Source organism: Streptomyces puniciscabiei (assembly GCF_006715785.1).
Classification (GTDB): domain Bacteria; phylum Actinomycetota; class Actinomycetes; order Streptomycetales; family Streptomycetaceae; genus Streptomyces; species Streptomyces puniciscabiei.
Window position 1 is genome coordinate 5,777,571 of the sequence record NZ_VFNX01000001.1, and the last position, 25,883, is coordinate 5,803,453.

Here is a 25,883-nt window from a genome sequence, read left to right on the forward strand (position 1 = left end):
CCTCGTGGACGCCGGTGCCCATCCAAGCCGACTCCCGGTTACGCTGACGCCGTGCGGCATGCCCGCCTGCCAGGAAACCCTGCCCAGGGGCACCGCATAGCCGACAGCCGTCGCACAGAGGGAGCCCCTTCATGGCCTCGTTGCCACCGTCCCCTTCCGCCGACAGCCGGACCCGTGCGTCCGCGCTCCGAGAGGCGCTCGCCACCCGCGTGGTGGTCGCCGACGGAGCCATGGGCACCATGCTCCAGGCCCAGGAACCCACTCTCGACGACTTCCAGCAGCTCGAGGGCTGCAACGAGATCCTCAACCTCACCCGCCCCGACATCGTCCGCTCCGTCCACGCGGCGTACTTCGCCGTGGGCGTCGACTGCGTCGAGACCAACACCTTCGGGGCCAACCACTCCGCCCTCGGCGAGTACGACATCGCCGAGCGCGTCCACGAGCTGTCCGAGGCCGGCGCCCGGGTGGCCCGCGAGGTCGCCGACGAGTTCACCGCCGAGGACGGCCGGCCGCGCTGGGTGCTGGGCTCCATGGGCCCCGGCACCAAGCTGCCCACCCTGGGCCACGCCCCCTACACCACCCTGCGCGACGCCTACCAGCGCAACGCGGAAGGCCTGGTCACCGGCGGCGCCGACGCACTGCTCGTGGAGACCACCCAGGACCTGCTGCAGACCAAGGCCGCCGTCCTCGGCGCCCGCCGCGGCCTGGACGCCCTCGGGCTGGACCTGCCGGTCATCGTCTCGGTGACCGTCGAGACCACCGGCACCATGCTCCTCGGCTCCGAGATCGGCGCCGCGCTCACCGCGCTGGAGCCGCTCGGCATCGACATGATCGGCCTGAACTGCGCCACCGGTCCGGCCGAGATGAGCGAGCACCTGCGCTACCTCGCCCGCAACGCCCGCATCCCGCTGTCCTGCATGCCCAACGCGGGCCTGCCCGTCCTCGGCAAGGACGGCGCCCACTACCCGCTGACGGCGCCCGAGCTGGCCGACGCCCAGGAGACCTTCGTCCGCGAGTACGGCCTGTCCCTGGTCGGCGGCTGCTGCGGTACGACGCCGGAGCACCTGCGTCAGGTCGTGGAGCGGGTCCAGGGCCTGACCCCGCCCGCGCGCGACCCGCGCCCGGAGCCCGGTGCCGCCTCGCTGTACCAGTCGGTGCCGTTCCGGCAGGACACGTCCTACCTGGCGATCGGTGAGCGGACGAACGCCAACGGCTCGAAGAAGTTCCGTGAGGCGATGCTTCAGGGCCGCTGGGACGACTGTGTGGAGATGGCGCGGGAGCAGATCCGCGAGGGTGCGCACATGCTCGACCTGTGCGTCGACTACGTCGGCCGGGACGGCGTGGCGGACATGGAGGAGCTGGCGGGTCGTTTCGCCACCGCCTCCACCTTGCCGATCGTGCTGGACTCCACCGAGGTGGATGTCATCCGGGCCGGGCTGGAGAAGCTGGGCGGCCGTGCGGTGATCAACTCGGTGAACTACGAGGACGGCGCCGGCCCGGACTCCCGGTTCGCGAAGGTCACCCAGCTGGCCCGGGAGCACGGCGCCGCACTGATCGCGCTGACGATCGACGAGGAGGGGCAGGCCCGTACCCCGGAGAAGAAGGTGGAGATCGCCGAGCGGCTGATCGAGGACCTGACCGGGAACTGGGGCATCCGTGAGGAGGACATCCTCATCGACACCCTGACCTTCACCATCTGCACCGGTCAGGAGGAGTCCCGCAAGGACGGCCTCGCCACCATCGAGGCGATCCGCGAACTGAAGCGGCGCCACCCGGATGTGCAGACCACCCTCGGCCTGTCGAACATCTCCTTCGGTCTGAACCCGGCCGCCCGGATCCTGCTGAACTCCGTCTTCCTGGACGAGTGCGTGAAGGCAGGCCTGGACTCGGCGATCGTGCACGCGTCGAAGATCCTGCCGATCGCCCGGTTCAGTGAGGAAGAGGTCGCCACGGCCCTGGACCTGATCTACGACCGCCGCGCCGAGGGTTACGACCCGCTGCAGAAGCTGATGCAGCTGTTCGAGGGTGCCACCGCGAAGTCGCTGAAGGCGGGCAAGGCCGAGGAGCTGGCCGCGCTGCCGTTGGAGGAGCGCCTGAAGCGGCGGATCATCGACGGTGAGCGCAACGGTCTGGAGGCCGATCTCGACGAGGCCCTGGAGGACCGGCCGGCCCTGGACATCGTCAACGAGACGCTGCTGGACGGCATGAAGGTCGTCGGTGACCTGTTCGGCTCGGGGCAGATGCAGCTGCCGTTCGTCCTGCAGTCCGCCGAGGTCATGAAGGCGGCCGTCGCCTACCTCGAACCGCACATGGAGAAGTCCGACGCCGAGGGCAAGGGCACCATCGTGCTGGCCACCGTGCGCGGCGACGTGCACGACATCGGCAAGAACCTCGTCGACATCATCCTGTCCAACAACGGCTACAACGTGGTCAACCTGGGGATCAAGCAGCCGGTCTCGGCGATCCTGGAGGCGGCCGAGGAGCACCGGGCCGACGTGATCGGCATGTCGGGGCTGCTGGTGAAGTCCACGGTGATCATGAAGGAGAACCTGGAGGAGCTCAACCAGCGCGGTCTCGCGGCCCGTTTCCCGGTCATCCTCGGCGGCGCGGCCCTGACCCGCGCCTATGTCGAGCAGGACCTGCACGAGATCTACGAGGGCGAGGTCCGCTACGCCCGTGACGCCTTCGAGGGCCTGCGCCTGATGGACGCCCTGATCGGCGTCAAGCGCGGCGTGCCGGGCGCCAAACTGCCCGAACTCCGCCAGCGCCGGGTCCGGACCACCGCCGCCGTCGAGGTCGAGGAACGCCCCGAGGAGGGGCACGTCCGTTCCGACGTCGCCGTCGACAACCCGGTGCCGAACCCGCCGTTCTGGGACACCCGCGTCGTCAAGGGCATCCAGCTCAAGGAGTACGCGAGCTGGCTCGACGAGGGCGCGCTGTTCAAGGGCCAGTGGGGACTCAAGCAGGCCCGCACCGGCGAGGGGCCGACGTACGAGGAACTGGTGGAGAGCGAGGGCCGTCCCCGGCTGCGCGGCCTGCTGGACCGGCTGCAGACGGAGAACCTGCTGGAGGCGGCCGTCGTCTACGGCTACTTCCCGTGCGTCTCCAAGGACGACGACCTGATCATCCTGGACGAGCACGGCAACGAGCGCACCCGGTTCACCTTCCCGCGCCAGCGCCGTGGCCGCCGCCTGTGCCTGGCCGACTTCTTCCGCCCGCAGGAGTCGGGGGAGACCGACGTCGTCGGCCTGCAGGTCGTCACCGTCGGCTCGCGCATCGGCGAGGAGACCGCGAAGCTCTTCGAGGCCAACGCCTACCGCGACTACCTCGAACTGCACGGCCTGTCCGTCCAGTTGGCGGAGGCGCTCGCCGAGTACTGGCACGCGCGCGTGCGCGCCGAACTCGGCTTCGGCGGTGAGGACCCGGCCGACATGGAGGACATGTTCGCCCTGAAGTACCGGGGTGCCCGCTTCTCCCTCGGCTACGGCGCCTGCCCCGACCTGGAGGACCGCGCCAAGATCGCCGAGCTGCTGAAGCCCGAGCGGATCGGCGTCCACCTGTCCGAGGAGTTCCAGCTGCACCCCGAACAGTCCACGGACGCGATCGTGATCCATCATCCGGAGGCGAAGTACTTCAACGCGCGGTGAGCCGTCCGGCGGTGGGGCCGGTTCGCCGGCGCCTCCGGTTCGCCCCTCCGAGGCGCCTCACCCGGGCACAGCGACGGCCCTCCGGCCTGCGCCGAGGGTGAATTTCGGCATACCCCCGTGCACGAGTGATAAACGAGGCGTTTCCGTCGCCGGAGACGTACACTGGTCGGTCCACCAGGCCGGTTCCCTGTCCGGGAGCCGGCCTGATCGTCCCTCAAGGAGGTGCGCCCGGATGACCAGCACGGTTCCCGCGCTCGGAACCCTTACGGCCGAAGGCTCCGCCCTGCAGGCGGTGCTCCTCGACATGGACGGCACCCTGGTGGACACCGAGGGCTTCTGGTGGGACGTCGAGGTCGAGGTCTTCGCCGCCCTCGGCCACACCCTGGACGAGTCCTGGCGGCACGTGGTGGTGGGCGGGCCCATGACCCGCAGCGCCGGCTTCCTCATCGAGGCCACCGGCGCCGACATCACCCTCGCCGAACTCACCGTGCTGCTCAACGAGGGCTTCGAGGACCGCATCGACCGTGCCCTGCCGCTCATGCCGGGCGCCGCCCGCCTGCTCGCCGAACTCCACGAGCACGGCATCCCCACCGCCCTGGTCTCGGCCTCACACCGGCGCATCATCGACCGCGTGCTGAGCATCCTCGGCGCCCACCACTTCACCCTGTCCGTCGCCGGCGACGAGGTCTCGCGCACCAAGCCCTTCCCCGACCCGTACCTGCTCGCCGCGGCCGGGCTCGGCGCCCGGCCGGACAGATGCGCGGTGGTCGAGGACACCGCGACCGGTGTCGCCGCCGCCGAGGCCGCCGGCTGCCGGGTCGTCGCCGTACCCTCCGTCGCCCCCATCACCCCGGCCGCCGGACGCACCGTGGTGACCTCTCTGGAACAGGTCGACCTGGCATTTCTGCGCGGCCTGATGACGGAAATGCCCTAGTCGTTCACCCAGCGTGAAAAGTCCATTGGCCCGGCTGGACAAATTTCCGAGGAAGTACACCCAAGTGGAATTCAGGGGCGGTCGCCCGGCCGAATTCCACTGACTCCCCACACAGTTGGAAGCGTGACGTTCCTCACCCTGAAAGCCCTCGACAACTCCGGTCCAGTGTGCTGAACGGCCCCGCTCGGCCCGCATCGACGGGTCTTTGTGTCCCGATTGATGGGATGCTGCACTAATCCTGCCGCTGTCGGGTTTTCGGTGTGTCCGCACCCGGTTTCACTGCGTGATGGGGGGTCAACTCACGCGGCCGTGAACCCTCGTGCGGGCGCGGACTAATCTCATCGCGAGAACATCGCCGCAACCCCCCGTGATCCGCCGCACCACCCATGCATGTCGGATACACGGACCCGAACAGCTCTGGAGAAACTCCCGCATGAACCGCAAGACTTTGGTGCTGCCGGCGGTGGCCGGCCTGCTCACCCCGGTTCTCGCCGCGTGCGGCGGATCCGGCAGCGGGAGCAAGGGCGGCGACGCCATCGTCGTCGGCACCACGGACCGGTTCACCACCACCAGCGACGCCCCGGCGCCCCTCGACCCGGCCTACGCCTACGACGTCGGCACCTGGAACATCCTGCGCCAGACCGTGCAGACGCTGATGGCCCAGCCCAAGGGCGAGGGCGACCCCGTGCCGGACGCCGCCGAGAGCTGCTCCTTCACCGACAGCGGCAGCGAGCGCTACGCCTGCAAGCTCCGCGACGGACTGAAGTTCGCCGGCGGCGACCCGGTGACCGCCCAGGACGTCAAGTACTCCATCGAGCGCGCCCTGCGCATCAAGTCCAGCAGCGGTGTCTCCTCCCTGCTGAACACCATCGACACCATCGAGACGCAGGGCGACCGCGAGGTCATCTTCCACCTGAAGACCGCCGACGCCACCTTCCCGTACAAGCTGTCCACCCCGGTCGCGGGCATCATCAACCCGAAGGACTACCAGAAGGACAAGCTGCGCGACGGCTTCGAGGTCGACGGCTCGGGCCCCTACACCTTCCAGGCCGACGTCAGCGGCAACGCGATCACCACCGCCACCTTCACCAAGAACCCCAACTACAAGGGGTCCGTGAAGGTGAACAACGACAAGGTCGTACTGCGCTCCTTCACCGACGCCGACGCCATGGGCGCCGCCATCGACAAGGGTGACATCGACGTCATGACCCGCACCATGTCGCCCGCGCAGATCCAGAAGCTGGACGCCGGCAGCGACGACAAGGTCGACCTGGTCGACATGCCGGGCCTGGAGATCCGCTACCTCGCCTTCAACACCGACGCCTCCAGCGTGAAGTCCAAGGCCGTACGCCAGGCCATGGCCCAGATCGTCAACCGCGCGGAGATCGTCTCCAAGGTCTACGGCACCCAGGCCGAGCCGCTGTACTCGCTCGTCCCCGCCACCGTCACCGGCCACTCCAACTCGTTCTTCAACAAGTACGGCAACCCCAGCGTCGCCAAGGCCAAGGACCTGCTGACCAGGGCCGGCATCACCACCCCGGTCAAGCTGACCCTGCACTACACCACCGACCACTACGGCTCCGCCACCAAGAAGGAGTTCGAGGTCCTGCAGAAGCAGCTCAACGACAGCGGCCTGTTCGACGCGTCCATCCAGGGCCACCCCTGGGAGACCTTCCGCCCCTCCGAGCAGAAGGGCCAGTACGACGTCTACGGCATGGGCTGGTTCCCCGACTTCCCGGACGCCGACAACTTCCTCGCGCCCTTCCTGGACAAGGACAACTTCCTCGGCTCGCCCTACTCCAACAGCACCATCCAGCACACCCTGATCCCGGAGTCCCGCCGCGAGGCCGACCGGCTCAACGCCGGCAAGAGTCTGACGGCGATCCAGGACATCGTCGCCGACGACGTTCCGATCCTCCCGCTGTGGCAGGGCAAGCAGTACGTCGCCGCACGAAGCGACGTCACGGGCGTCGCCTACGCCCTCAACTCCTCGTCTACGCTGCAGCTGTGGGAGCTCGGCCGCGGTGTGAGCGGCTGACGGCTCTCTCGTCCGGGGCCGGCGACGGCTGCCCCGGACTGCCCGGGACCAGGACGGCGGCCCCGGGGTGACGAACCGACGACAAGGCACATTTCAAGTGAACATGCGCAACCAGTGGCCAGTCCTGCCCATCGTGGCGGGACTGGCCTCCGGCCTGTTGACCGGCTGCGGCTCGGGGAGCGGTGATTCCGGGGGTACCGGCTCCTCCGTGGTGATGGGGATGTCCGACGACGTCCTCGCCACGGACCCGGCCTCCGGCTACGACCCCGGCTCCTGGCTGTTGTTCGACAACGTCTTCCAGTCGCTGCTCAGCTTCCCCAAGGGCCAGACCGAACCCCAGCCGGAACTCGCCAGGCAATGCACCTTCACCGACTCCCGGGCCACCGTCTACCAGTGCATCCTCAAGGACGGCCTGAAGTTCAGCAACGGTGACCCGCTCACCTCGAAGGACGTCAAGTTCTCCTTCGACCGCATGCTGAAGATCAACGACCCCGCCGGGCCCGCGGTCATGTTCCCGATGCTCGGCAGCATCGACACCCCGGACGCGAAGACGGTCGTCTTCCACCTGAAGTCCTCCGACGCCACCTTCCCCAGCAAGATCGCCTCGGGCGCCGGCTCCATCGTCGACCACCTCCAGTACGACGCGGGCGGCCTGCGCACCGACCACCAGGCCGTCGGCTCCGGCCCCTACAAGCTCGACTCGTTCGACAAGGACAAGGCGGTCTTCTCCGTCAACGGCAACTACCGGGGCACCGCCAAGGTCAAGAACTCCGGCGTCACCCTGAAGTTCTTCCACGGCGACCGGGCCGCCCTGAAGAAGGCCCTCCTCGACGGCAACGTCGACATCGCCTACCGAGGTCTGTCCGCCGCCGACATCGCCGGACTCGACCAGCAGGAAGGCAAGGGCGTCGACGTCATCGAAGGCAGCAGCGCCGAAGTGCAGCACCTGGTCTTCAACATGAACGACCCGGTCGCCGGAAAACTCGGCGTCCGCAAGGCCATGGCCTACCTCGTCGACCGCGACGCCCTCATCAAGAACGTCTACCAGGGCACCGCCACCCCGCTGTACTCGATCATCCCGGCGGGCATCGTCGGCCACAACACGGCCTTCTTCGACACCTACGGCGCCCGCCCCTCACAGGCCAAGGCCGCCGCGGCACTGCGCGCCGCCGGCATCACCGGCAAGGTCAGGCTCACCCTGTGGTCCACGCCGTCGCGTTACGGCCCCGCCACCGACGAGGAGCTGAAGGCCATCGCCGGGCAGCTCAACGCCAGCGGCCTGTTCGACGCCGACGTCAGGTCGGTCGCCTTCGACCAGTACGAGAAGGGCATCGCGGCCGGCAAGTACGGCGTCTACGTCAAGGGCTGGGTCCCGGACTACCCGGACGCCGACAACTTCACGGCCCCCTTCTTCGGCAAGGGCAACGTGCTCGACAGCAACTACAGCAACCGCACCATCACCGGCACCCTCATCCCCGACACCGCCGCGCAGAGCGACCGGGCCGCCACCGACAAGGACTTCGGCAGGCTGCAGAACATCGTCGCCACCGAACTGCCCGTCCTGCCCGTCTGGCAGGCCAAGCAGTACGCGGTCGTCCGCGACGGCGTCTACGGCCTGGAGTACTGCCTGGACGCCTCCACGGTGTTCCGGTTCTGGGAACTCAGCAAGAGCTGACGGCCGTTGACACCGAGGGCGCCCATCTCCACGCGGGAGGGGCGCCCTTCGCCGTCGTACGGGACCGGTGCGCCCTTCGCCGTCGTACGGGACCGGTGCGCCCTTCGCCGTCGTACGGGACCGGTGCGCCCTCACTGCGCGCCGGGACGCACCAGACCGCTCTCGTACGCGTACACCGCCGCCTGCACCCGGTCCCGCAGACCCAGCTTGGTCAGCACATGCCCCACGTGCGTCTTCACGGTGGTCTCGCTGACGAACAGATCAGCCGCGATCTCCGCGTTCGACAGACCGCGCGCCACCAGCTTGAGCACCTCCACCTCACGGTCGGTGAGGGTGTTCAGCGTGTCCGGCACCGGCTCCTCACCCGAGGGCAGGTGCCCGGCGTACTTGTCCAGCAGCCGGCGCGTGATGCTCGGCGCCAGCATCGCCTCACCGGCCGCCACCACCCGGATCGCCTGCACCAGTTCGTTCGCCGGCGCGTCCTTCAGCAGGAAGCCGCTCGCCCCGGCCCGCAGCGCCTCCACCACGTACTCGTCCAGATCGAACGTGGTCAGCACCAGCACCTTCGCCGGACCGTCCCGGCCCGGACCGGTGATCTGCCGGGTCGCCTCCACCCCGTCCATCCGCGGCATACGGATGTCCATCAGCACCACGTCCGGCTGCAGGGCCCGCACCTGATCGAGAGCCTGCAGGCCGTCACCGGCCTCGCCCACGACCGCGATGTCCTGCTCGGCCTCCAGGATCATCCGGAAACCCGTACGCAGCAGGGGCTGGTCGTCGACCAGTAGGACACGGATGGCCACCTGACACTCCTTCGCTAGTCCGGGCCCATTCTGCCCTGCGACACACTCCCGGACTCGCGCACCCTCACCGGCAACGGATACGGCGGGGGAGTACCGCCGAACTCCGGGCAGTGCGCCTGGTGGTCGCACCAGCCGCACAGCTTGGTCGGCCGCGGCCGCCACTCCCCGGTCTCCGTGGCCTGCCGGATGGCCTCCCACAGCGCGTGCAGCTTGCGCTCCACCCGCTCCAGATCGGCCGGCACCGGGTCGTACGTCCGCACATCCCCGCTGCCGAGATAGACCAGCTGGAGCCGCCGCGGCACGACCCCCTTCAGCCGCCACACCACCAGGGCGTAGAACTTCATCTGGAACAGGGCGCCCTCGGAGTACTCCGGCCGCGGCGCCTTGCCCGTCTTGTAGTCGACGATCCGCACCTCACCGGTCGGCGCCACGTCCACCCGGTCGATGATCCCGCGCAGCCGCAGCCCCGACTCCAGCTCGGTCTCCACGAACAGCTCCCGCTCGGCCGGCTCCAACCGCGTCGGATCCTCCAGCGTGAACCAGCGCTCGACCAGCCGCTCGGCCTCCTGAAGCCAACCGGCCAGCCGCTCCCCGCCCGGGTCGTCCGCGAACAGCTCCATGAGCTCCGGCCTGCTCTCCCGCAGCCGGTCCCACTGGCCCGGAACCAGCGCCTTCGCCCGGGGCGCGGTCCGCTCCGCCGCGGGCGCGTCGAACAGCCGCTCCAGCACCGCGTGCACCAGGGTGCCCCGGGTCGCCGCCGCGCTCGGCTTCTCCGGCAGCCGGTCGATCACCCGGAACCGGTACAGCAGCGGGCACTGCATGAAATCGCCGGCCCGGGACGGGGACAGCGAGGTGGGCGGCACGGCGACGCGCTCGGTGCCGTCCCGGGGCGCGGCGGCCGCGGTCACCTCCGGCCCGGGTGGTGCGTCGGAAGGGGCGGGGGTCCCGGGCGCGGAGGGTGCGCCGGAGCCGGACGGCGCCTCCGCAGAGGCCGGCACCGCAGCGGCCGGCACCGCAGAGCCGGGCCCGGGGGCCGCGCCGGAAACGGTGGGTGCCCCGGCCGTGGGGGATGCCCCGGCCGCCTCCGCAGCTCTCGAGGGACCCGGCACCGGCGCCGGCACCGGGACCGGCTGAGCCGTCATGGGCGTCGGCTGCGGCGCCCTGGCCGGATCCCTCTGCTCGGCGCCCCCCGGCAGGGCTCCCGCGTCCTCGATGCTGCTGTCCATGTCCACAGACCTTACGGCCCACCACTGACAGTGACCCAGCCGCCGCCCGCGACCGGCCACGCGACCGTGGGGCGAACACAAGGGGTGCCGGGGCGAAACGCGTCACCAAGGCCGCATACCATCGACCACAGACCCTTCCGTCCGCCAGGTACGGAAGACGCTTCGAACGAGGGGACACCGTGGACGTGAGCGGCGGGAGCGGGCAGCCGCGGTCCGGCAACGACAAGCCGGCCGAGCACCCCGCGGGTCCAACGGCCCCGACGACCGACCCCACCCACACCGGCCCGGAGCCCCATCCCGACACGCCCACCACGAACGCCGGGGACACCGACGACACCGGCGCGGACACCACCACGACACCCCAGGGCACAGACAGCACCCACGGAGTCCCGGACACCACCCCGACCGACGCCGGGCCGGCCGGCACCGGCGCCACCACCGGGGACACCGACCGCACGGACACCCCCAGCGGCGCAACGACCGGCCCAGCCCAGACCCCCGACACCCCCGGCCCGCCCGCCCCACCCGAAGACACTCCGGCCGGCACCGGCACCCCGCCCGGCACCCACCCCGAGCACCGCTCCCTCGCCCACTCCGGGATCGCCAAGGGCGAGCCGCCCCGGCCGAGGCCCAAAGAGCCCGGCGGCGGCATCCTCATGGGCCGCCCCTTCGGCGTGCCGGTGTACGTCGCACCGAGCTGGTTCCTCGTCGCCGCGCTCATCACCTGGGTCTTCGGCGGCCAGCTCGACCGCGTGCTGCCCGAACTGGGCGCCGCCCGCTACCTGGTCTCCCTCTTCTTCGCCGTCGCCTTCTACGCCTCCGTACTGGTCCACGAGCTCGCCCACACCGTCGCCGCGATCCGCTTCAAGCTCCCGGTCCGCCGCATCCAGCTGCAGTTCTTCGGCGGCGTCTCCGAGATCGAGAAAGAGGCCGAGACCCCCGGCCGCGAGTTCGTCCTGGCCTTCGTCGGCCCCCTGCTCTCCCTCGTCCTGGCCGGCCTGTTCTACCTCGCCATGAAACCCGTCGAGCCCGGCACCGTACCCGGCGTCCTCCTGGCCGGCCTGATGATCTCCAACCTCATCGTGGCGATCTTCAACCTCCTCCCCGGTCTGCCCCTCGACGGCGGCCGCATGCTCCGCGCCGTCGTCTGGGCCATCACCGGCAAACCCATGAGCGGCACCGTCGCCGCCGCCTGGGTCGGCCGCGCCCTCGCCGTCGCCGTCCTGATCGGCCTGCCACTGCTCAACCAGTCCGGCGCCCTCGGCGGCAGCAGCGAGGACACCGGCGGCATGGACACCGTCACCGACGCCCTGCTCGCCGCCATCCTCGCCGCCATCATCTGGACCGGCGCCGGCAACAGCCTGCGCATGGCCCGCCTGCGCGAACACCTCCCCGAACTGCGCGCCCGCACCCTCACCCGGCGCGCCGTACCCGTCGGGACCGACACCCCGCTGTCCGAGGCACTGCGCCGCGCCAACGCCGCCGGCGCCCGCGCCCTGGTCGTCGTCGACGCCCACGGCAACCCCCTCTCCCTGGTCCGCGAGTCCGCCATCGTCGGCGTACCCGAGCACCGCCGCCCCTGGGTCGCCGTCAGCGGCCTCGCCCAGGAACTCACCGACGGCATGCGCGTCTCCGCCGAGCTCGCCGGAGAAGAACTCCTCGACGTCCTGCGGGCCACCCCCGCCACCGAATACCTGGTGGTCGAGGAGACCGGCGAGATCTACGGCGTCCTGTCCGCGGCAGACGTGGAGAGGGCCTTCGTCAAGGCCATGGCCCGGCCCAGCTAGTGGTCGGTGACCCGCCCGGCTGCCGGTAGTCTGGTCACATGTCCGAACCGACCGGTGCCGCCCGCAGGCGCGGGCCCTTCAAGGTCGGGGACCAGGTACAGCTGACCGACCCCAAGGGCCGCCACTACACGTTCACGCTCGAAGCCGGGAAGAACTTCCACACCCACAAGGGTTCCTTCCCGCACGACGAACTGATCGGCGCTCCCGAGGGCAGCGTTGTCCGCACCACCGGCAACGTCGCCTACCTCGCGCTGCGCCCCCTGCTCCCCGACTACGTCCTGTCCATGCCCCGCGGGGCAGCCGTCGTCTACCCCAAGGACGCGGGGCAGATCCTCGCCTTCGCCGACATCTTCCCCGGCGCACGCGTCGTCGAGGCCGGCGTCGGCTCCGGCTCGCTCAGCAGCTTCCTGCTGCGCGCCATCGGCGACCAGGGCATGCTGCACTCCTACGAGCGCCGCGAGGACTTCGCAGAGATCGCCAAGCAGAACGTGGAACGCTACTTCGGCGGGCCCCACCCCGCCTGGCAGCTCACCGTCGGCGACCTCCAGGACAACCTGTCCGACACCGACGTCGACCGCGTCATCCTCGACATGCTCGCCCCCTGGGAATGCCTCGAGGCCGTCTCCAAGGCACTCGTCCCCGGCGGCATCCTCTGCTGCTACGTCGCCACCACCACCCAGCTCGCCCGGACCGTGGAGTCCATCCGGGAGATCGGCTGCTTCAACGAGCCGACCGCCTGGGAGACCATGATCCGCAACTGGCACATCGAAGGCCTGGCCGTCCGCCCCGACCACCGCATGATCGGCCACACCGGCTTCCTGCTCACCGCCCGCCGCCTCGCCGACGGCGTCGAGCCCCCCATGCGCCGCCGCCGCCCCGCCAAGGGCGCCTACGGCGAGGACTACGCCGGACCCAACGCCGACGGCGGCGCCGGCCGCTGACCCACCCGCACAGAGCACAACGCCAAGGCGCCGTGCCGCAGTTCCCGCACACTCACGGGAACCGCGGCACGGCGCCCGCACGTTGACGGGGCACCAGGGACACCGCCCCACGGCGCGCACGCCCGCCACCCGCGCGAGCCCGCCCGCAGCAATCCCCGACCCCGCCGTTCCCCCGCACTGTGACGTGTGGCACCATGCTGGCCACCCCCACCGGCACAGCCCTCACAGGAGACACTCCTAGTGCAGCAATCCGCCGTTCCGGAGCTCGCCCACACCCACACCCGGCCCATCCACTGGGTCGCCACCGCCACAGCCGTCGCCGGCGTCGTGGCCCTCTCCTCCGTCGTACAACCCGGATCGGCCACCGCCGCCCAGGCCCACACCGACACACGCGGCAAATCCGCTCCCGCGGCCCTCGCACCGCCCAGCACCACCGGCGTGGACTTCCCCCTGTCATGCGGCCCCGTCAAAGCCGTCGTCGCCAAGAAGGCCACCGGAGACCTCGACGGCGACGGCCGGCCCGAAACCGTCGCAGTGGTCCACTGCGACTCCGCCATGGGCACACCCCCCGACGGGGTCTACGTCCTCACCCGCTCCCCGGACAACGACACCCCCCGCGTCGTCGCCACCCTCGTCGACCCCGAGGACCGGCTCACCGTCACCGACTTCTCCCTGCACGCGGGCACCGTCGGCGCGACCCTGCTCGGCTACTCCTCCGACGCCGTCCCCAACTGCTGCCCCGACCTGAAAACCCCCACCACATGGCACTGGAACGGCAACGCGTTCGTCCGCTCCACCCCCTCCGACGCCCACAGCGTCTGAGCCGGGGCAGCGCCTGACCCGGGGCCCGGCCGGACTCACCCCGCGTCGGGCCCGTACACCTCAACCTTGTCCGAAACCCGGCGCACATGAATGCATTCCCCCGGACACTCCCGCGCCGAGTCCACCACATCCGCCAGCAGCGGCAACGGCACCGGCACCGTCGCACCCACGGACTGCAGCAGCTCCTCGTCCGCACCCTTCACATAGGCCAGCCCGTCGATGTCCAGCTCGAACACCTCAGGGGCGTACTGGGCGCAGATCCCATCACCGGTACACAGATCCTGGTCGATCCAGACCTCCAGCGCCTCCCCGCCCGGGGCCTCCTGCTGCACGGTCACCTCTCCTGCCGTCGAATGCGCCGGGCGGGACCGGCACCCCCAGGGCCAGCCGCGTCCGCACCAGCGGCCGTTGAACACCCCCGACCCTACCCCCGCCCCGAATCCAGCCACGTTCCACCACCACCGGGTTTCCACCCCCACGCCCTCGGGTAGCAGCGCCGACCAGGGCGCAGACCACACCGGCCATGAAACCCACCACTTCAAGCCAGGCAGACCGTGACACCCCCCGCCCGAACCGTCGCTCTGCGTGATAATCGCGCGAGCGCCCTGAGGGCTGCCCACCCCCGCGCCCAACCGCCCCGCAACGGACAACTCCGGCCACTCCCGAAGGGTTTTGACCACCCGATGCCCGGAACAACCTGCTTCCGCATCACGTTGAGTGGGTATCCCCTCCGTGCGAGGGAGAGCGCACCGGGTGACCGACGACACACCTTGACAGTCTCTGTGATCTAGGGGTTTCAATCGACACCCACCCAGGTAGGGTCTGGAAGCGTCCAGCTCCCCTTGGAGGAGGTGAGGACCGTGGCAGCCCACGACGACGACATGAACCGCGGCATCCGCCCGGGACGAGGGTCCGACGACCCGGCCGGGCAGATCGCCTACCTTGAGCAGGAGATCGCCGTCCTGCGACGCAAGCTCGCCGACTCTCCGCGACACACGAGGATTCTCGAAGAGCGGATCGTCGAGCTGCAGACCAACCTGGCCGGCGTGTCCGCCCAGAACGAAAGGCTGGCCAACACCCTCCGCGAGGCCCGCGACCAGATCGTGGCCCTCAAGGAAGAGGTCGACCGGCTCGCCCAGCCGCCCGCCGGCTTCGGCGTCTTCCTGCAGGCCAACGAGGACGGCACCGCCGACATCTTCACCGGAGGCCGCAAACTCCGGGTGAACGTCAGCCCCAGCGTCGACCTCGACGACCTCAGGCGCGGCCAGGAAGTCATGCTCAACGAAGCGCTCAACGTGGTCGAAGCCATGGAGTTCGAGCGCGTCGGCGACATCGTCACCCTCAAGGAAATCCTCGAGGACGGCGAGCGCGCCCTCGTACTGGGACACACCGACGAGGAACGGGTGGTACGGCTCGCCGAGCCGCTGCTGGACGTCACCATCCGCCCCGGCGACGCCCTCCTGCTCGAACCCCGCTCCGGCTACGTCTACGAGGTCGTCCCCAAGAGCGAGGTCGAAGAACTCGTCCTCGAAGAGGTCCCCGACATCGGCTACGACCAGATCGGCGGACTCGGCAACCAGATCGAAGCCATCCGCGACGCGGTCGAGCTCCCGTACCTCTACCCCGACCTCTTCAAGGAGCACGAGCTGCGCCCACCCAAGGGCGTCCTGCTCTACGGCCCCCCCGGCTGCGGCAAGACACTCATCGCCAAAGCCGTCGCGAACTCACTCGCCAAGAAGGTCGCCGAGGTCACCGGCCAGGCCGCAGGCAAGAGCTTCTTCCTGAACATCAAGGGCCCCGAACTGCTCAACAAGTACGTCGGCGAGACCGAGCGGCAGATCCGCCTCGTCTTCCAGCGTGCCCGCGAGAAGGCCAGCGAGGGCACCCCCGTCATCGTCTTCTTCGACGAGATGGAATCCCTCTTCCGCACCCGAGGCTCCGGCGTCAGCTCCGACGTGGAAAACACCATCGTCCCCCAGCTGCTCGCCGAGATCGACGGCGTGGAAGGCCTGCAGAACGTGGTCGTCATCGGCGCCTCCAACCGCGAGGACATGATCGACCCCGCCATCCTGCGCCCCGGCCGACTCGACGTGAAGATCAAGATCGAGCGCCCCGACGCCGAGGCCGCCAAGGACATCTTCGGCAAGTACCTCACCGAACGCCTCCCGCTGCACGCCGACGACCTCGGCGAACACGGCGGCGACAAGGCCACCACCGTCCAGAGCATGATCCAGACGGCGGTCGAGCAGATGTACGCCGAATCCGAGGAGAACCGCTTCCTGGAAGTCACCTACGCCAACGGCGACAAGGAAGTCCTCTACTTCAAGGACTTCAACTCCGGCGCCATGATCGAAAACATCGTCGGCCGCGCCAAGAAAATGGCGATCAAGGACTTCCTCGAAAAGAACCAGAAGGGTCTCCGAGTCTCCCACCTCCTCCAGGCCTGCGTGGACGAGTTCAAGGAGAACGAAGACCTCCCCAACACCACCAACCCCGACGACTGGGCCCGCATCTCCGGAAAGAAGGGCGAACGGATCGTCTACATCCGTACCCTCATCACCGGAAAGCAGGGCGCGGACACCGGACGCTCCATCGACACGGTGGCGAACACCGGTCAGTACCTGTAACAGCAGGGCGGCTGCGGGTGCCCTCACCGGGGGACCCGCAGCCCTCGCGTTTTCAGGCCACGACCGGAGCAGCCAATGACGCAAATGATCTCCCCACCAGCGCAAAGGCGTTCTAGGCTCGTTCCTACCGCCGAGTCGCGCAGTGCGGGGACGGGCACCGCACACGCACCGGAGCGCCAGCGGTACGCGAGCGGCGCCCACGACCGAGGGTGCCGCCGGGCAAGGAGGGCCGCATGACCGTACGGCGAGTAATGGGCATTGAGACGGAGTACGGAATCTCCGTCCCCGGCCACCCCAACGCCAATGCCATGCTCACCTCGTCCCAGATCGTCAACGCCTACGCGGCGGCGATGCACCGGGCCCGCCGGGCCCGCTGGGACTTCGAGGAAGAGAACCCGCTACGGGACGCGCGAGGCTTCGACCTCGCCCGGGAGGCCGCCGACGCCAGCCAGCTCACCGACGAGGACATCGGCCTCGCCAACGTCATCCTCACCAACGGAGCGCGACTCTACGTCGACCACGCCCACCCCGAATACAGCGCCCCCGAGGTCACCAACCCCCGCGACGCCGTCCTCTGGGACAAGGCCGGCGAACGCATCATGGCCGAGGCCGCCGAACGAGCCGCCCAGCTCCCCGGCGCCCAGCCCATCCACCTCTACAAGAACAACACCGACAACAAGGGCGCCAGCTACGGCACACACGAGAACTACCTGATGAAGCGGGAAACCCCCTTCTCGGACATCGTGCGCCACCTGACCCCCTTCTTCGTCTCCCGCCAGGTCTTCGCCGGCGCCGGCCGCGTCGGCATCGGCCAGGACGGCCACGAACACGGCTTCCAGATCAGCCAGCGCGCCGACTACTTCGAAGTCGAGGTCGGCCTGGAGACGACCCTGAAGCGCCCCATCATCAACACGCGGGACGAGCCGCACGCCGACGCGGAAAAGTACCGCCGCCTCCACGTGATCATCGGCGACGCCAACCTCTCCGAGATCTCCACCTACCTCAAACTCGGCACGACCTCCCTCGTCCTCGCCATGATCGAGGACGGCTTCATCGCCGTGGACCTCGCCGTCGACCAGCCCGTACGCACCCTCCACCAGGTCTCCCACGACCCCACCCTGAAGCGCCTGGTCACCCTCCGCAGCGGCCGCACCCTGACCGCCGTCCAGCTCCAGATGGAGTACTACGAGCTCTCTCGCAAATACGTCGAGGAGCGCTACGGCGCCGACGCCGACGAACAGACCAAGGACATCCTCACCCGCTGGGAGGACACCCTCACACGCCTCGAGAACGACCCGATGAGTCTGGCCGGCGAGCTGGACTGGGTCGCCAAGCGCGAGCTGATGGAGGGCTACCGCCGCCGCGACAACCTCGACTGGGACGCCGCACGCCTCCACCTCGTCGACCTCCAGTACGCCGACGTACGCGCCGAGAAGGGCCTCTACAACCGCCTGGCCGCCCGCGGCCGCATGAAGCGGCTCCTGGACGAGGCGGACGTCGAGCAGGCCATGAGGAAGCCGCCAGAGGACACACGGGCCTACTTCCGCGGCCGCTGCCTGGAGCAGTACGCCGACGACGTCGCGGCGGCGAGCTGGGACTCGGTGATTTTCGACCTCCCCGGCCGGGACTCCCTCCAGCGCGTTCCAACCCTGGAACCGCTACGCGGAACGCGAAATCACGTCAAGGAGCTGCTGGACCGCTGCCGCACCGCGGAAGACCTGGTCAGGGTCCTGTCAGGCGGCTGAGCGGGCCAGGGGGGTACTCGGTGCGGCCCCGGCGGGCAGGGTGGAAACCCGGCCCGCCGGGAATCATCGGGGTGGCCCCCGTACGTTGGAGAAACTGCGGGGCCGATGTCGGACCCGGCTTGTAGGGTCTGATCATCACCGATCGGCAGGCGAACTGAGCGGGGTGAGGGTTATGGCAACCAAGGACACCGGCGGCGGTCAGCAGAAGGCGACGCGGGCCACCGAAGAGGTCGAGGAGCAGACGCAGGAAGCGCAGGCTTCGGAGGACCTCAAGGAGCGGCACGAGAAGTTGTCGGACGACGTGGACTCGGTGCTGGACGAAATCGATGATGTGCTCGAGGAGAACGCAGAGGACTTCGTTCGAAGCTTCGTTCAGAAAGGCGGCCAGTAGCCTTTGAATCGAAGGCTGCAGGGGGATCTGTCTTGGGGAGCGAAGAAGGCGTTAAGCGCTGCTCGCGGTGTAAGCAGCACAAGCCGCGGGCAGCGTTCGCGCGAAACAAGTCGATGAGGGATGGCCTCCAGGTCTATTGCCGTGAGTGCGCGGCGGCCTACCACCAGCAGCGGCAGGTGGCTAAGGGGCGCAACGTTCGGCCAAGGGTGAAAGTGCCGCCGGGCCACAAGTACTGCCGGACTTGCGGCGAGATCAAACCGCACAGCGAGTGGTCGCGGAACAGCAGCGCCTCGGATGGCCTGGCGACTCTCTGTAAGGCGTGCAAGGCGATGAAGGGTCGGCAGCACCATCTCAAGCGAAACTACGGCCTCACCGAAGCCGAGCGGGACGCAATGATCGCCGCTCAGCGCGGCCTCTGTGCGATCTGTCTGGCTGCCGCGCCCGCGCATGTGGATCACTGCCACAAGACGGGTAGGGTCCGTGGCGTACTGTGCTTCAACTGCAATTCGGCCATCGGCAAGTTGCGCGACGACCCAGGCGCTGCTCGCCGAGCCGCCGCCTATCTGGAAGGAAACTTGTGGAAGCCAACTCTCGTGGCACCGGGCGTCTACCAGCTGCCTTCCTGACGCCAGGGTCCTCATCCTTCATGGACTTCCTGTCCGAGCACCAGCCCGAGCTGTTGCCCGGAAACCGGCAGCTGCCGCCCACCCAGGGGGTGATCGAGGCGCCCCACGGCACCACCATCGTCGCCGTGACCTTCCCGGGGGGCGTGGTGCTGGCCGGCGACCGTCGGGCCACCATGGGCAACGTCATCGCTCAGCGGGACATCGAGAAGGTGTTCCCGGCGGACGAGTACTCCGCCGTGGGTATCGCCGGTACCGCCGGCCTGGCCGTGGAGATGGTGAAGCTCTTCCAGCTGGAGCTGGAGCACTTCGAGAAGGTCGAGGGTGCTCAGCTGTCGCTGGAGGGCAAGGCGAACCGGCTGTCCACCATGATCCGCTCCAACCTGGGCATGGCCATGCAGGGGCTGGCGGTGGTCCCGCTCTTCGCCGGGTACGACGTGGACCGGGAGAAGGGGCGGATCTTCTCGTACGACGTGACGGGTGGCCGCAGCGAGGAGACCAACTTCGCGGCGACGGGCTCGGGCTCGATCTTCGCGCGTGGCTCGTTGAAGAAGTTGTTCCGTGACGACCTGAGCGAGGAGCAGGCGACCACCCTGGTGGTGCAGGCCCTCTATGACGCGGCTGACGACGACTCGGCGACCGGTGGTCCCGATGTCGCCCGCCGGATCTACCCGATCATCACCGTGATCACCGAGGACGGTTTCCGTCGGCTGACGGAGGAGGAGTCCTCCGGGCTCGCTCGTGCGGTGCTGCAGAGGCGCCTGGAGGAGCCGGACGGTCCGAAGGCCGCCCTGCTCTGAGTGCGGGCCCCGGTTCTTATCAAGGTGATCCAGTGACCATGACAGAAAGGGACGGATAACCGGTGTCGACGCCGTTCTATGTCTCCCCCCAGCAGGCCATGGCCGACCGTGCGGAGTACGCCCGGAAGGGCATCGCCCGTGGCCGGAGTCTTGTGGTGCTGCAGTATGCCGACGGCATTGTGTTCGTCGGTGAGAACCCGTCCCGTGCGCTGCACAAGTTCAGCGAGATCTATGACCGGATCGGTTTCGCGGCCGCCGGCAAGTACAACGAGTACGAGAACCTGCGCATCGGTGGTGTCCGGTACGCCGACCTGCGCGGTTACACCTATGACCGTGATGATGTGACCGCCCGTGGTCTGGCCAACGTCTACGCCCAGACGCTCGGCACGATCTTCTCCTCGGCGGCGGAGAAGCCGTACGAGGTGGAGCTGGTCGTGGCGGAGGTGGGGGAGACCCCGGAGGGGGACCAGATCTATCGGCTGCCGCATGACGGGTCGATCGTGGACGAGCACGGCTCGGTCGCGGTGGGTGGTAATGCCGAGCAGATCAGCAGTTTCCTGGATCAGCGTCACCGGGACGGGATGTCGCTGGCGGAGGCTCTGAAGCTGGCCGTGCAGGCGCTGTCGCGTGACACGAACGGCAGTGAGCGGGAGATTCCGGCGGAGCGCCTCGAGGTGGCGGTGCTGGATCGTACGCGTCCGCAGAAGCGCAAGTTCAAGCGGATCGTCGGGCGTCAGCTGTCGCGTCTGCTGGCGGCGGACGGTGCGGCCACCGAGGCGGAGAGTGCCGAGGAGGACAGCTCCGAGGAGGAGTGACCCGCCGCTCTGTTTGTCTGCTCTCGTGTGCCCCGGCCGTTCTCCTGGCCGGGGCACAGGGCGTTCCGGGACCGGCGCGGGCCGTCTAGGCGGCCCGTGGCGGTGCGGTGGAGCCCCGCACGACCAGCTGGACCGGGATGTCCCCGCTCTGCGGCTCGCGGCCTTCCAGGACGGCGAGGAGCGCGTGCATGCCGCGTTCGCCGAAGAGTTCGGCGTCGAGTCGTACGGTGGTCAGTTCGGGGTCGATGGCGGTGGCGAGGCCGAGGTCGTCGACGCCGGTGACGGAGATGTCGTCGGGGATGCGCAGGCCGAGGCGGCGCAGGGCCTTGTAGGCGCCGGCGGCGAGTTTGTCGTCGTCGCAGACGACGGCGGTGGGCCGGGGTCCGGGTGCGGTGAGTGCGGCCTCGGTGGCGGTGAGGGCGCCTTCGATGGAGATGGGTGCCCGGGCCGTACGTACGTGGGTGCCCGGTACGGCGGCGAGGCGTGTCGCCAGTTCCCGCGCGCGTACGTCGAAGGTCCAGGAGGGCACGTCGGCGGCGAGGTGCAGGATGCGGCGGTGGCCGAGGCCGAGGAGGTGGTCGGTGACCTGGCGGAAGCCGTCGGCGATGTCGAGGTTGACGGTGGCGGCGCCGAGGCTGCCTGCTGGGTCGCTGTCGAGCATCACGAGGGGCAGTTGGTCGCCGTGGATGGCGGTGAGGGCGTCGGCGGCCATGGAGGAGGCGATGACGCCGTCGAGGGCGGTCTGCGCGGAGGCGAAGGGGTCTCGGGCGGGGCCGATTCCTTCGGGGGAGGGGTAGAGGACGACGCCGAAGCCGTTTTCGGCTGCCACGCGTGCGGCGCCGGTGTAGACGACGGCGAAGAACTCTGTCGTGAGTGCGGGTACCACGAGGAGGACGGTGCGGGTGTGGCCGAGGCGGAGGTTGCGGGCGGCGAGGTTGGGGCGGTAGCCGAGTTCGCGTGCGGCGTGGCGGACTCGTTCGGCGGTGGTTTCGGAGACCCGGCCGCGCCATTTGTCGCCCAGCACGAGGGAGACGGCGGCTTGGGAGACTCCGGCCGCCTGGGCGACGTCCCGGCTGGTCGGGCGCGTGCTGCTGCGTGCCACCGTGGGCCTGCCCCTTCATGTGGACGTGTGAACAGCGCACATGGTACGTATGAGAAGCGACGTTATACGTAAAACTTGAGGCTGGAGGGCGCACATGGCCACGGGATATCTGGAGATACTCCGGGCGCGGCATGCGCTGCGGCTGCTCACCGGCACCCTGGTGGGCCGGCTGCCGAACGCGACGGCCGCGATCGCCCTGGTGCTGTTCGTGCGCGCCGAGGGCGGTACCTACAGCCTCGCCGGTGCTCTCGCCGCGGTCTACGGCGTCGCCAACGCGGTGGGCCAGCCGGTGCTGGGGCGGCTCGTGGATCTGCACGGCCAGCCGCGTGTCCAGTTGCCGGCGGCGGTTCTCGCGGCCGTGTCCATGGCGGTCTTCGCGTTCTCCGGCACCGATCCGCTGCCGCTGGCGTACGGGGCGGTGGCGGCGGCCGGTCTGTTCACTCCGCCGCTGGAGGGGGGCCTGCGTGCGCTGTGGCCGTCGGTGCTGGGCCGTGAGGAGCAGGTGCACACGGCGTACGCCATGGACGCGATCGCGCAGGAGGTCATGTTCACGGTCGGGCCGCTGCTGGTGACGCTGTGCGTGTCGTTGTGGGACGCGCGCGCGGCTCTGCTGGTGCTGAACCTGCTGGGTGTGCTGGGTGCGCTGTCCGTGGTGGTGTCGCCGCCCTCGCGCGCGTGGCGGTCGGCGCCGCGTGAGGCGCACTGGCTGGGTGCGCTGCGCTCGCCGGGTCTGCTCGCCCTGCTGGGTGCCTTCCTGTTCGTGGGGATCGCGCTGGGCTCGATCACGGTGGCGTCGGTGTCGTACGCCGACGGTCATGGCGGTGACGCGGTGTACGGCTGGATGATGGCGGGGCTGGGGCTGGGTGCGCTGGCCGGTGGCACGGTGTACGGGGCCCGTCGGTGGGCGGGTTCGCCGGAGCGGCGACTGCGGGTGCTGGTGGCTCTTCTGGCGGTGTGTTACCTGCCGTTGCTGCTGGTGCCGGGCGCGGTGGCGATGGTGCTGCTCACGGTGGTCTCGGGGGTGTTTCTCGCGCCGTGCATCGCCTGTGCGTTCATCATCGTGGACCGGCATGCGCCGGGTGGGACGGTCACCGAGGCGTTCTCCTGGCTCGTGACGACGTTCACGGTGGGTGCGTCGGTGGGTACGGGGGTTGCGGGGCCGGTGGTGCAGGCCGGTGGCACGGTGTGGGGGTTCGCGGTTCCGGGGGCGGCGGGGGCGGTGTCGTTGCTGGTGCTGCTGGCCACGGGGAGGGTCCTCGCAGCTCCCGCGCGGGGCGGGGTCGTTGCGTGTTCACCGGAAAATGATCCAAATCGTGCTGTCGAACCCCGTTTCAGCTCGGGGGATCGGGCGTAATGTTCAGTCATGGACCGCCGCATTTTCGGGCTGGAGAACGAGTACGGCGTCACGTGCACGTTCAGGGGACAGCGGCGCCTGTCTCCTGACGAGGTGGCGCGGTACCTCTTCCGCCGTGTCGTGTCATGGGGCCGCAGCAGCAATGTCTTTCTGCGAAACGGCGCCCGGCTCTATCTCGACGTGGGCTCACATCCGGAATACGCGACCCCGGAATGTGACAACGTGATCGAACTGGTCACCCACGACAAGGCCGGCGAGCGCATTCTCGAAGGACTCCTGGTGGACGCGGAGCGACGCCTGCACGAGGAGGGAATCGCGGGCGACGTCTACCTGTTCAAGAACAACACCGACTCGGCGGGCAACTCCTACGGCTGCCATGAGAACTATCTGGTGGCGCGGCACGGGGAGTTCTCGCGGCTCGCGGACATCCTGATCCCGTTCCTGGTGACCCGGCAGCTGCTGTGCGGTGCCGGGAAGGTGCTGCAGACGCCGCGTGGTGCGGTGTACTGCGTGAGTCAGCGTGCGGAGCACATCTGGGAGGGTGTGTCCTCGGCGACGACCCGTTCGAGGCCGATCATCAACACCCGTGACGAGCCGCACGCGGACGCCGAGCGTTACCGCCGGCTGCATGTCATCGTCGGTGACTCGAACATGTCCGAGACGACGATGCTGCTGAAGGTCGGTGCCACGGATCTGGTGCTGCGCATGATCGAGGCGGGCACCGTGATGCGTGACCTGACGCTGGAGAACCCGATCCGGGCGATCCGTGAGGTCAGCCATGACATCACGGGCCGGCGCAAGGTGCGTCTGGCCAGCGGCCGGGAGGCGTCGGCGCTGGAGGTGCAGCGGGAGTACTTCGACAAGGCCGTGGACTTCTGCGACCGGCGCGGGATCCGTACGGGTACGGTCGCGCAGGTCCTGGAGCTGTGGGGCCGTACGCTGGACGCGATCGAGACCGAGGAACTGGACCGGATCGCCACCGAGATCGACTGGGTGATGAAGTACAAGCTCATCGAGCGGTACCGGGCCAAGAACAACATGACGATGTCGCATCCGCGGGTCGCGCAGATAGACCTCGCGTACCACGACATCCATCGTCGTCGGGGTCTGTACTACCTGCTGGAGAAGAAGGGTCAGGCGGCCCGGGTCTGCAACGACTTGAAGATCTTCGAGGGCAAGTCGGTTCCGCCGCAGACCACTCGGGCGCGGCTGCGCGGTGACTTCATCCGGCGGGCACAGGAGCAGCGCAGGGACTTCACGGTCGACTGGGTGCATCTGAAGCTCAATGACCAGGCGCAGCGCACCGTGTTGTGCAAGGACCCGTTCCGTTCGGTGGACGACCGGGTGGAGAAGCTGATCGCCGGGATGTGACGAAAAGCGGGCGAGTCGAGCGTTTCGGGTGCCTATTGCCGCGTAATGCCGGAACGCCACACGGGCGTCGTACGTTTTCCGTACGGCGCCCTTCTCGCGTCGTAGAGTTGCGCGCACGCCATCCGCAAGATCGATCGATTACGAGGCTCTTCCGTGCGCCGACGTTCCCTTCTCCTCGCTGCCGTACCCGCAGGACTGGTCACTGTCGCCGGTTGCGGTGACGGCAAGTCCGGCTCGAGCAAGGCGAGTGCCTCGCCGTCGCCCTCGGTGTCCTCGGTGCCTCCGCCGAAGATCGTCGAGGGGCCGTTGCCGGCGATCACGGCGGGCACCAGGTTCGGTGAGAAGCCGACGGTGGCCAAGGGTCCGGGCGAGCCGTCGAAGAACCTGGCGGTGAAGACGGTGATCGCGGGCGGTGGTCGTACGGTCGCGGAGAACGACTTCGTCCAGGCGAACTACCTGGGTCAGATCTGGGACACGGGCAAGGTCTTCGACAATTCCTACGACCGCAAGGTCCCGCTGGTCATTCAACTCGCGCAGGGCAGCAGCATCGACGGCTGGCGGTACGGGCTGACGGGCAGGAAGGCCGGCAGCCGTGTCCTGATGGCGGTGCCGCCCACCTGGGGCTACGGCACGTCGGGTGAGCCGCAGGCGGGCATCAAGGGCACCGACACGATGGTCTTCGTCGTCGACCTGATCGATGTCTTCAACTCCAAGAGCTCCTCCCACGGCAAGCCGGTCCCGCAGACCGACGCGGCGCTGCCGAAGGTCGCCACGAACACGGACGGCGCCGCCCCCAAGGTCACCGTGCCCAAGGCCGCCCCGCCGAAGAAGCTCGTGTCGGTCTACGTCCTGGAGGGCGACGGCCCCGCGCTCAAGGCGGACCAGGCGGCTCTGTGCCAGTTCCAGGGTCTGGTGTGGGAGAGCGGCAAGACCTTGGGGCAGACGTACGGCTCGGGACGGCTCAGCCAGCTCTCGCTGCCGCGCATCGAGCAGCTGGTCAAGGGGCTGGCGCAGGGCCTGACCGGCAAGAAGGTGGGCAGCCGCGTGCTGGTCGTCGTACCGCCGGAGCTGGGCTACACCACCCCTCCGGCCGGGGGTGTCATCAAGAAGGACTCCACGCTCGTCTACACGGTGGACATTCTCGCGGCGATGTAGCCGGCGTTGTCCGGGCCGGTCGGAGAG

The 25,883-nt window shown here is 69.1% G+C and carries 20 protein-coding genes; 16 read left to right on the forward strand and 4 right to left on the reverse strand.

The features are described 5' to 3' along the window. Positions 1 to 131 precede the first annotated feature (131 nt). The 4 genes from metH to FB563_RS26765 all read left to right on the forward strand — a co-directional run bounded on the left by metH (position 132) and on the right by FB563_RS26765 (position 8,294). A complete protein-coding gene (metH, locus tag FB563_RS26750; RefSeq protein WP_055703624.1) occupies positions 132 to 3,647 on the forward strand; it encodes a methionine synthase in 3,516 nt (1,171 codons plus the stop codon). Between the two features lie 232 nt (positions 3,648 to 3,879). Next, a complete protein-coding gene (locus FB563_RS26755; RefSeq protein ID WP_055703623.1) occupies positions 3,880 to 4,581 on the forward strand; it encodes an HAD family hydrolase in 702 nt (233 codons plus the stop codon). Between the two features lie 433 nt (positions 4,582 to 5,014). Beyond that, the gene (locus tag FB563_RS26760; RefSeq protein WP_055703622.1) at positions 5,015 to 6,619 is read left to right on the forward strand and encodes an ABC transporter substrate-binding protein; all 1,605 of its coding nucleotides are present in this window, start codon (positions 5,015 to 5,017) and stop codon (positions 6,617 to 6,619) included. Positions 6,620 to 6,716: 97 nt separating this feature from the next. Then, positions 6,717 to 8,294, forward strand: coding sequence for an ABC transporter substrate-binding protein (locus FB563_RS26765; protein ID WP_055703621.1), 1,578 nt, complete (start codon positions 6,717 to 6,719; stop codon positions 8,292 to 8,294). 131 nt (positions 8,295 to 8,425) lie between these two features. Here FB563_RS26765 and FB563_RS26770 read toward each other — a convergent pair whose 3' ends face one another. After that, positions 8,426 to 9,097 carry a response regulator gene (locus tag FB563_RS26770; protein WP_055703620.1) on the reverse strand — a complete coding sequence of 224 codons (672 nt, stop codon included), beginning with the start codon at positions 9,095 to 9,097 and terminating at the stop codon, positions 8,426 to 8,428. Positions 9,098 to 9,111: 14 nt separating this feature from the next. Beyond that, positions 9,112 to 10,005, reverse strand: a complete 894-nt coding sequence (locus FB563_RS26775; protein ID WP_267888623.1) for a RecB family exonuclease — start codon at positions 10,003 to 10,005, stop codon at positions 9,112 to 9,114. Positions 10,006 to 10,502: 497 nt separating this feature from the next. Between FB563_RS26775 and FB563_RS26785 the strand changes: the two genes are divergently transcribed. The 3 genes from FB563_RS26785 (at position 10,503) to FB563_RS26795 (ending at position 13,873) form a co-directional block, all read left to right on the forward strand. After that, positions 10,503 to 12,110: a site-2 protease family protein gene (locus FB563_RS26785; RefSeq protein WP_142218941.1), complete on the forward strand. Its 1,608-nt coding sequence runs from the start codon at positions 10,503 to 10,505 to the stop codon at positions 12,108 to 12,110. A gap of 38 nt (positions 12,111 to 12,148) precedes the next feature. Continuing rightward, positions 12,149 to 13,051 carry a tRNA (adenine-N1)-methyltransferase gene (locus tag FB563_RS26790; protein WP_030608343.1) on the forward strand — a complete coding sequence of 301 codons (903 nt, stop codon included), beginning with the start codon at positions 12,149 to 12,151 and terminating at the stop codon, positions 13,049 to 13,051. 240 nt (positions 13,052 to 13,291) lie between these two features. Next, positions 13,292 to 13,873 (forward strand): hypothetical protein, encoded by a 582-nt coding sequence (locus FB563_RS26795; RefSeq protein ID WP_142218942.1) that lies wholly within the window; start codon positions 13,292 to 13,294, stop codon positions 13,871 to 13,873. A gap of 35 nt (positions 13,874 to 13,908) precedes the next feature. Here the strand turns inward: FB563_RS26795 and FB563_RS26800 are convergent, their stop codons facing one another. Next, positions 13,909 to 14,211: a ferredoxin gene (locus FB563_RS26800; RefSeq protein WP_167528530.1), complete on the reverse strand. Its 303-nt coding sequence runs from the start codon at positions 14,209 to 14,211 to the stop codon at positions 13,909 to 13,911. Positions 14,212 to 14,733: 522 nt separating this feature from the next. Between FB563_RS26800 and arc the strand changes: the two genes are divergently transcribed. The 6 genes from arc to prcA all read left to right on the forward strand — a co-directional run bounded on the left by arc (position 14,734) and on the right by prcA (position 20,874). Further along, complete coding sequence (gene arc, locus FB563_RS26810; protein ID WP_055705750.1) at positions 14,734 to 16,500, forward strand: proteasome ATPase; 1,767 nt, start codon at positions 14,734 to 14,736, stop codon at positions 16,498 to 16,500. A 233-nt stretch (positions 16,501 to 16,733) separates the two neighbouring features. Next, the gene (gene dop / locus FB563_RS26815) at positions 16,734 to 18,245 is read left to right on the forward strand and encodes a depupylase/deamidase Dop (RefSeq protein ID WP_341874434.1); all 1,512 of its coding nucleotides are present in this window, start codon (positions 16,734 to 16,736) and stop codon (positions 18,243 to 18,245) included. 172 nt (positions 18,246 to 18,417) lie between these two features. Beyond that, on the forward strand, positions 18,418 to 18,636 hold the full coding sequence (locus FB563_RS26820; protein ID WP_055705752.1) for a ubiquitin-like protein Pup: 219 nt from the start codon (positions 18,418 to 18,420) through the stop codon (positions 18,634 to 18,636). A 32-nt stretch (positions 18,637 to 18,668) separates the two neighbouring features. Continuing rightward, positions 18,669 to 19,262 (forward strand): endonuclease VII domain-containing protein, encoded by a 594-nt coding sequence (locus FB563_RS26825; protein WP_079048725.1) that lies wholly within the window; start codon positions 18,669 to 18,671, stop codon positions 19,260 to 19,262. Continuing rightward, a complete protein-coding gene (prcB, locus tag FB563_RS26830) occupies positions 19,214 to 20,059 on the forward strand; it encodes a proteasome subunit beta (protein ID WP_055705753.1) in 846 nt (281 codons plus the stop codon). Before FB563_RS26825 ends, prcB begins: the two co-directional genes overlap by 49 nt. 62 nt (positions 20,060 to 20,121) lie before the next feature. Beyond that, the gene (gene prcA / locus FB563_RS26835) at positions 20,122 to 20,874 is read left to right on the forward strand and encodes a proteasome subunit alpha (RefSeq protein WP_055705754.1); all 753 of its coding nucleotides are present in this window, start codon (positions 20,122 to 20,124) and stop codon (positions 20,872 to 20,874) included. Positions 20,875 to 20,959: 85 nt separating this feature from the next. Here prcA and FB563_RS26840 read toward each other — a convergent pair whose 3' ends face one another. After that, positions 20,960 to 21,976, reverse strand: coding sequence for a LacI family DNA-binding transcriptional regulator (locus tag FB563_RS26840; protein WP_055705755.1), 1,017 nt, complete (start codon positions 21,974 to 21,976; stop codon positions 20,960 to 20,962). Positions 21,977 to 22,070: 94 nt separating this feature from the next. On the opposite strand from FB563_RS26840, the gene FB563_RS26845 reads away from it, so the two are divergent. From FB563_RS26845 to FB563_RS26855, 3 genes are all read left to right on the forward strand, one after another. Next, the gene (locus FB563_RS26845; RefSeq protein WP_142218943.1) at positions 22,071 to 23,330 is read left to right on the forward strand and encodes an MFS transporter; all 1,260 of its coding nucleotides are present in this window, start codon (positions 22,071 to 22,073) and stop codon (positions 23,328 to 23,330) included. 9 nt (positions 23,331 to 23,339) lie between these two features. Continuing rightward, positions 23,340 to 24,701: a Pup--protein ligase gene (gene pafA, locus FB563_RS26850; protein WP_055709514.1), complete on the forward strand. Its 1,362-nt coding sequence runs from the start codon at positions 23,340 to 23,342 to the stop codon at positions 24,699 to 24,701. A gap of 153 nt (positions 24,702 to 24,854) precedes the next feature. Then, positions 24,855 to 25,856, forward strand: a complete 1,002-nt coding sequence (locus FB563_RS26855; protein WP_055709515.1) for an FKBP-type peptidyl-prolyl cis-trans isomerase — start codon at positions 24,855 to 24,857, stop codon at positions 25,854 to 25,856. The last annotated feature ends 27 nt before the right edge of the window (positions 25,857 to 25,883 follow it).

Bases quoted from the DNA above. Each gene is read 5' to 3' on its own strand.
- pafA (WP_055709514.1), top strand. From the start codon at position 23,340: ATGGACCGCCGCATTTTCGGGCTGGAGAACGAGTACGGCGTCACGTGC.
- FB563_RS26790 (WP_030608343.1), top strand. From the start codon at position 12,149: ATGTCCGAACCGACCGGTGCCGCCCGCAGGCGCGGGCCCTTCAAGGTC.
- FB563_RS26755 (WP_055703623.1), top strand. From the start codon at position 3,880: ATGACCAGCACGGTTCCCGCGCTCGGAACCCTTACGGCCGAAGGCTCC.
- dop (WP_341874434.1), top strand. From the start codon at position 16,734: ATGACCGTACGGCGAGTAATGGGCATTGAGACGGAGTACGGAATCTCC.
- FB563_RS26845 (WP_142218943.1), top strand. From the start codon at position 22,071: ATGGCCACGGGATATCTGGAGATACTCCGGGCGCGGCATGCGCTGCGG.
- FB563_RS26760 (WP_055703622.1), top strand. From the start codon at position 5,015: ATGAACCGCAAGACTTTGGTGCTGCCGGCGGTGGCCGGCCTGCTCACC.
- metH (WP_055703624.1), top strand. From the start codon at position 132: ATGGCCTCGTTGCCACCGTCCCCTTCCGCCGACAGCCGGACCCGTGCG.
- FB563_RS26820 (WP_055705752.1), top strand. From the start codon at position 18,418: ATGGCAACCAAGGACACCGGCGGCGGTCAGCAGAAGGCGACGCGGGCC.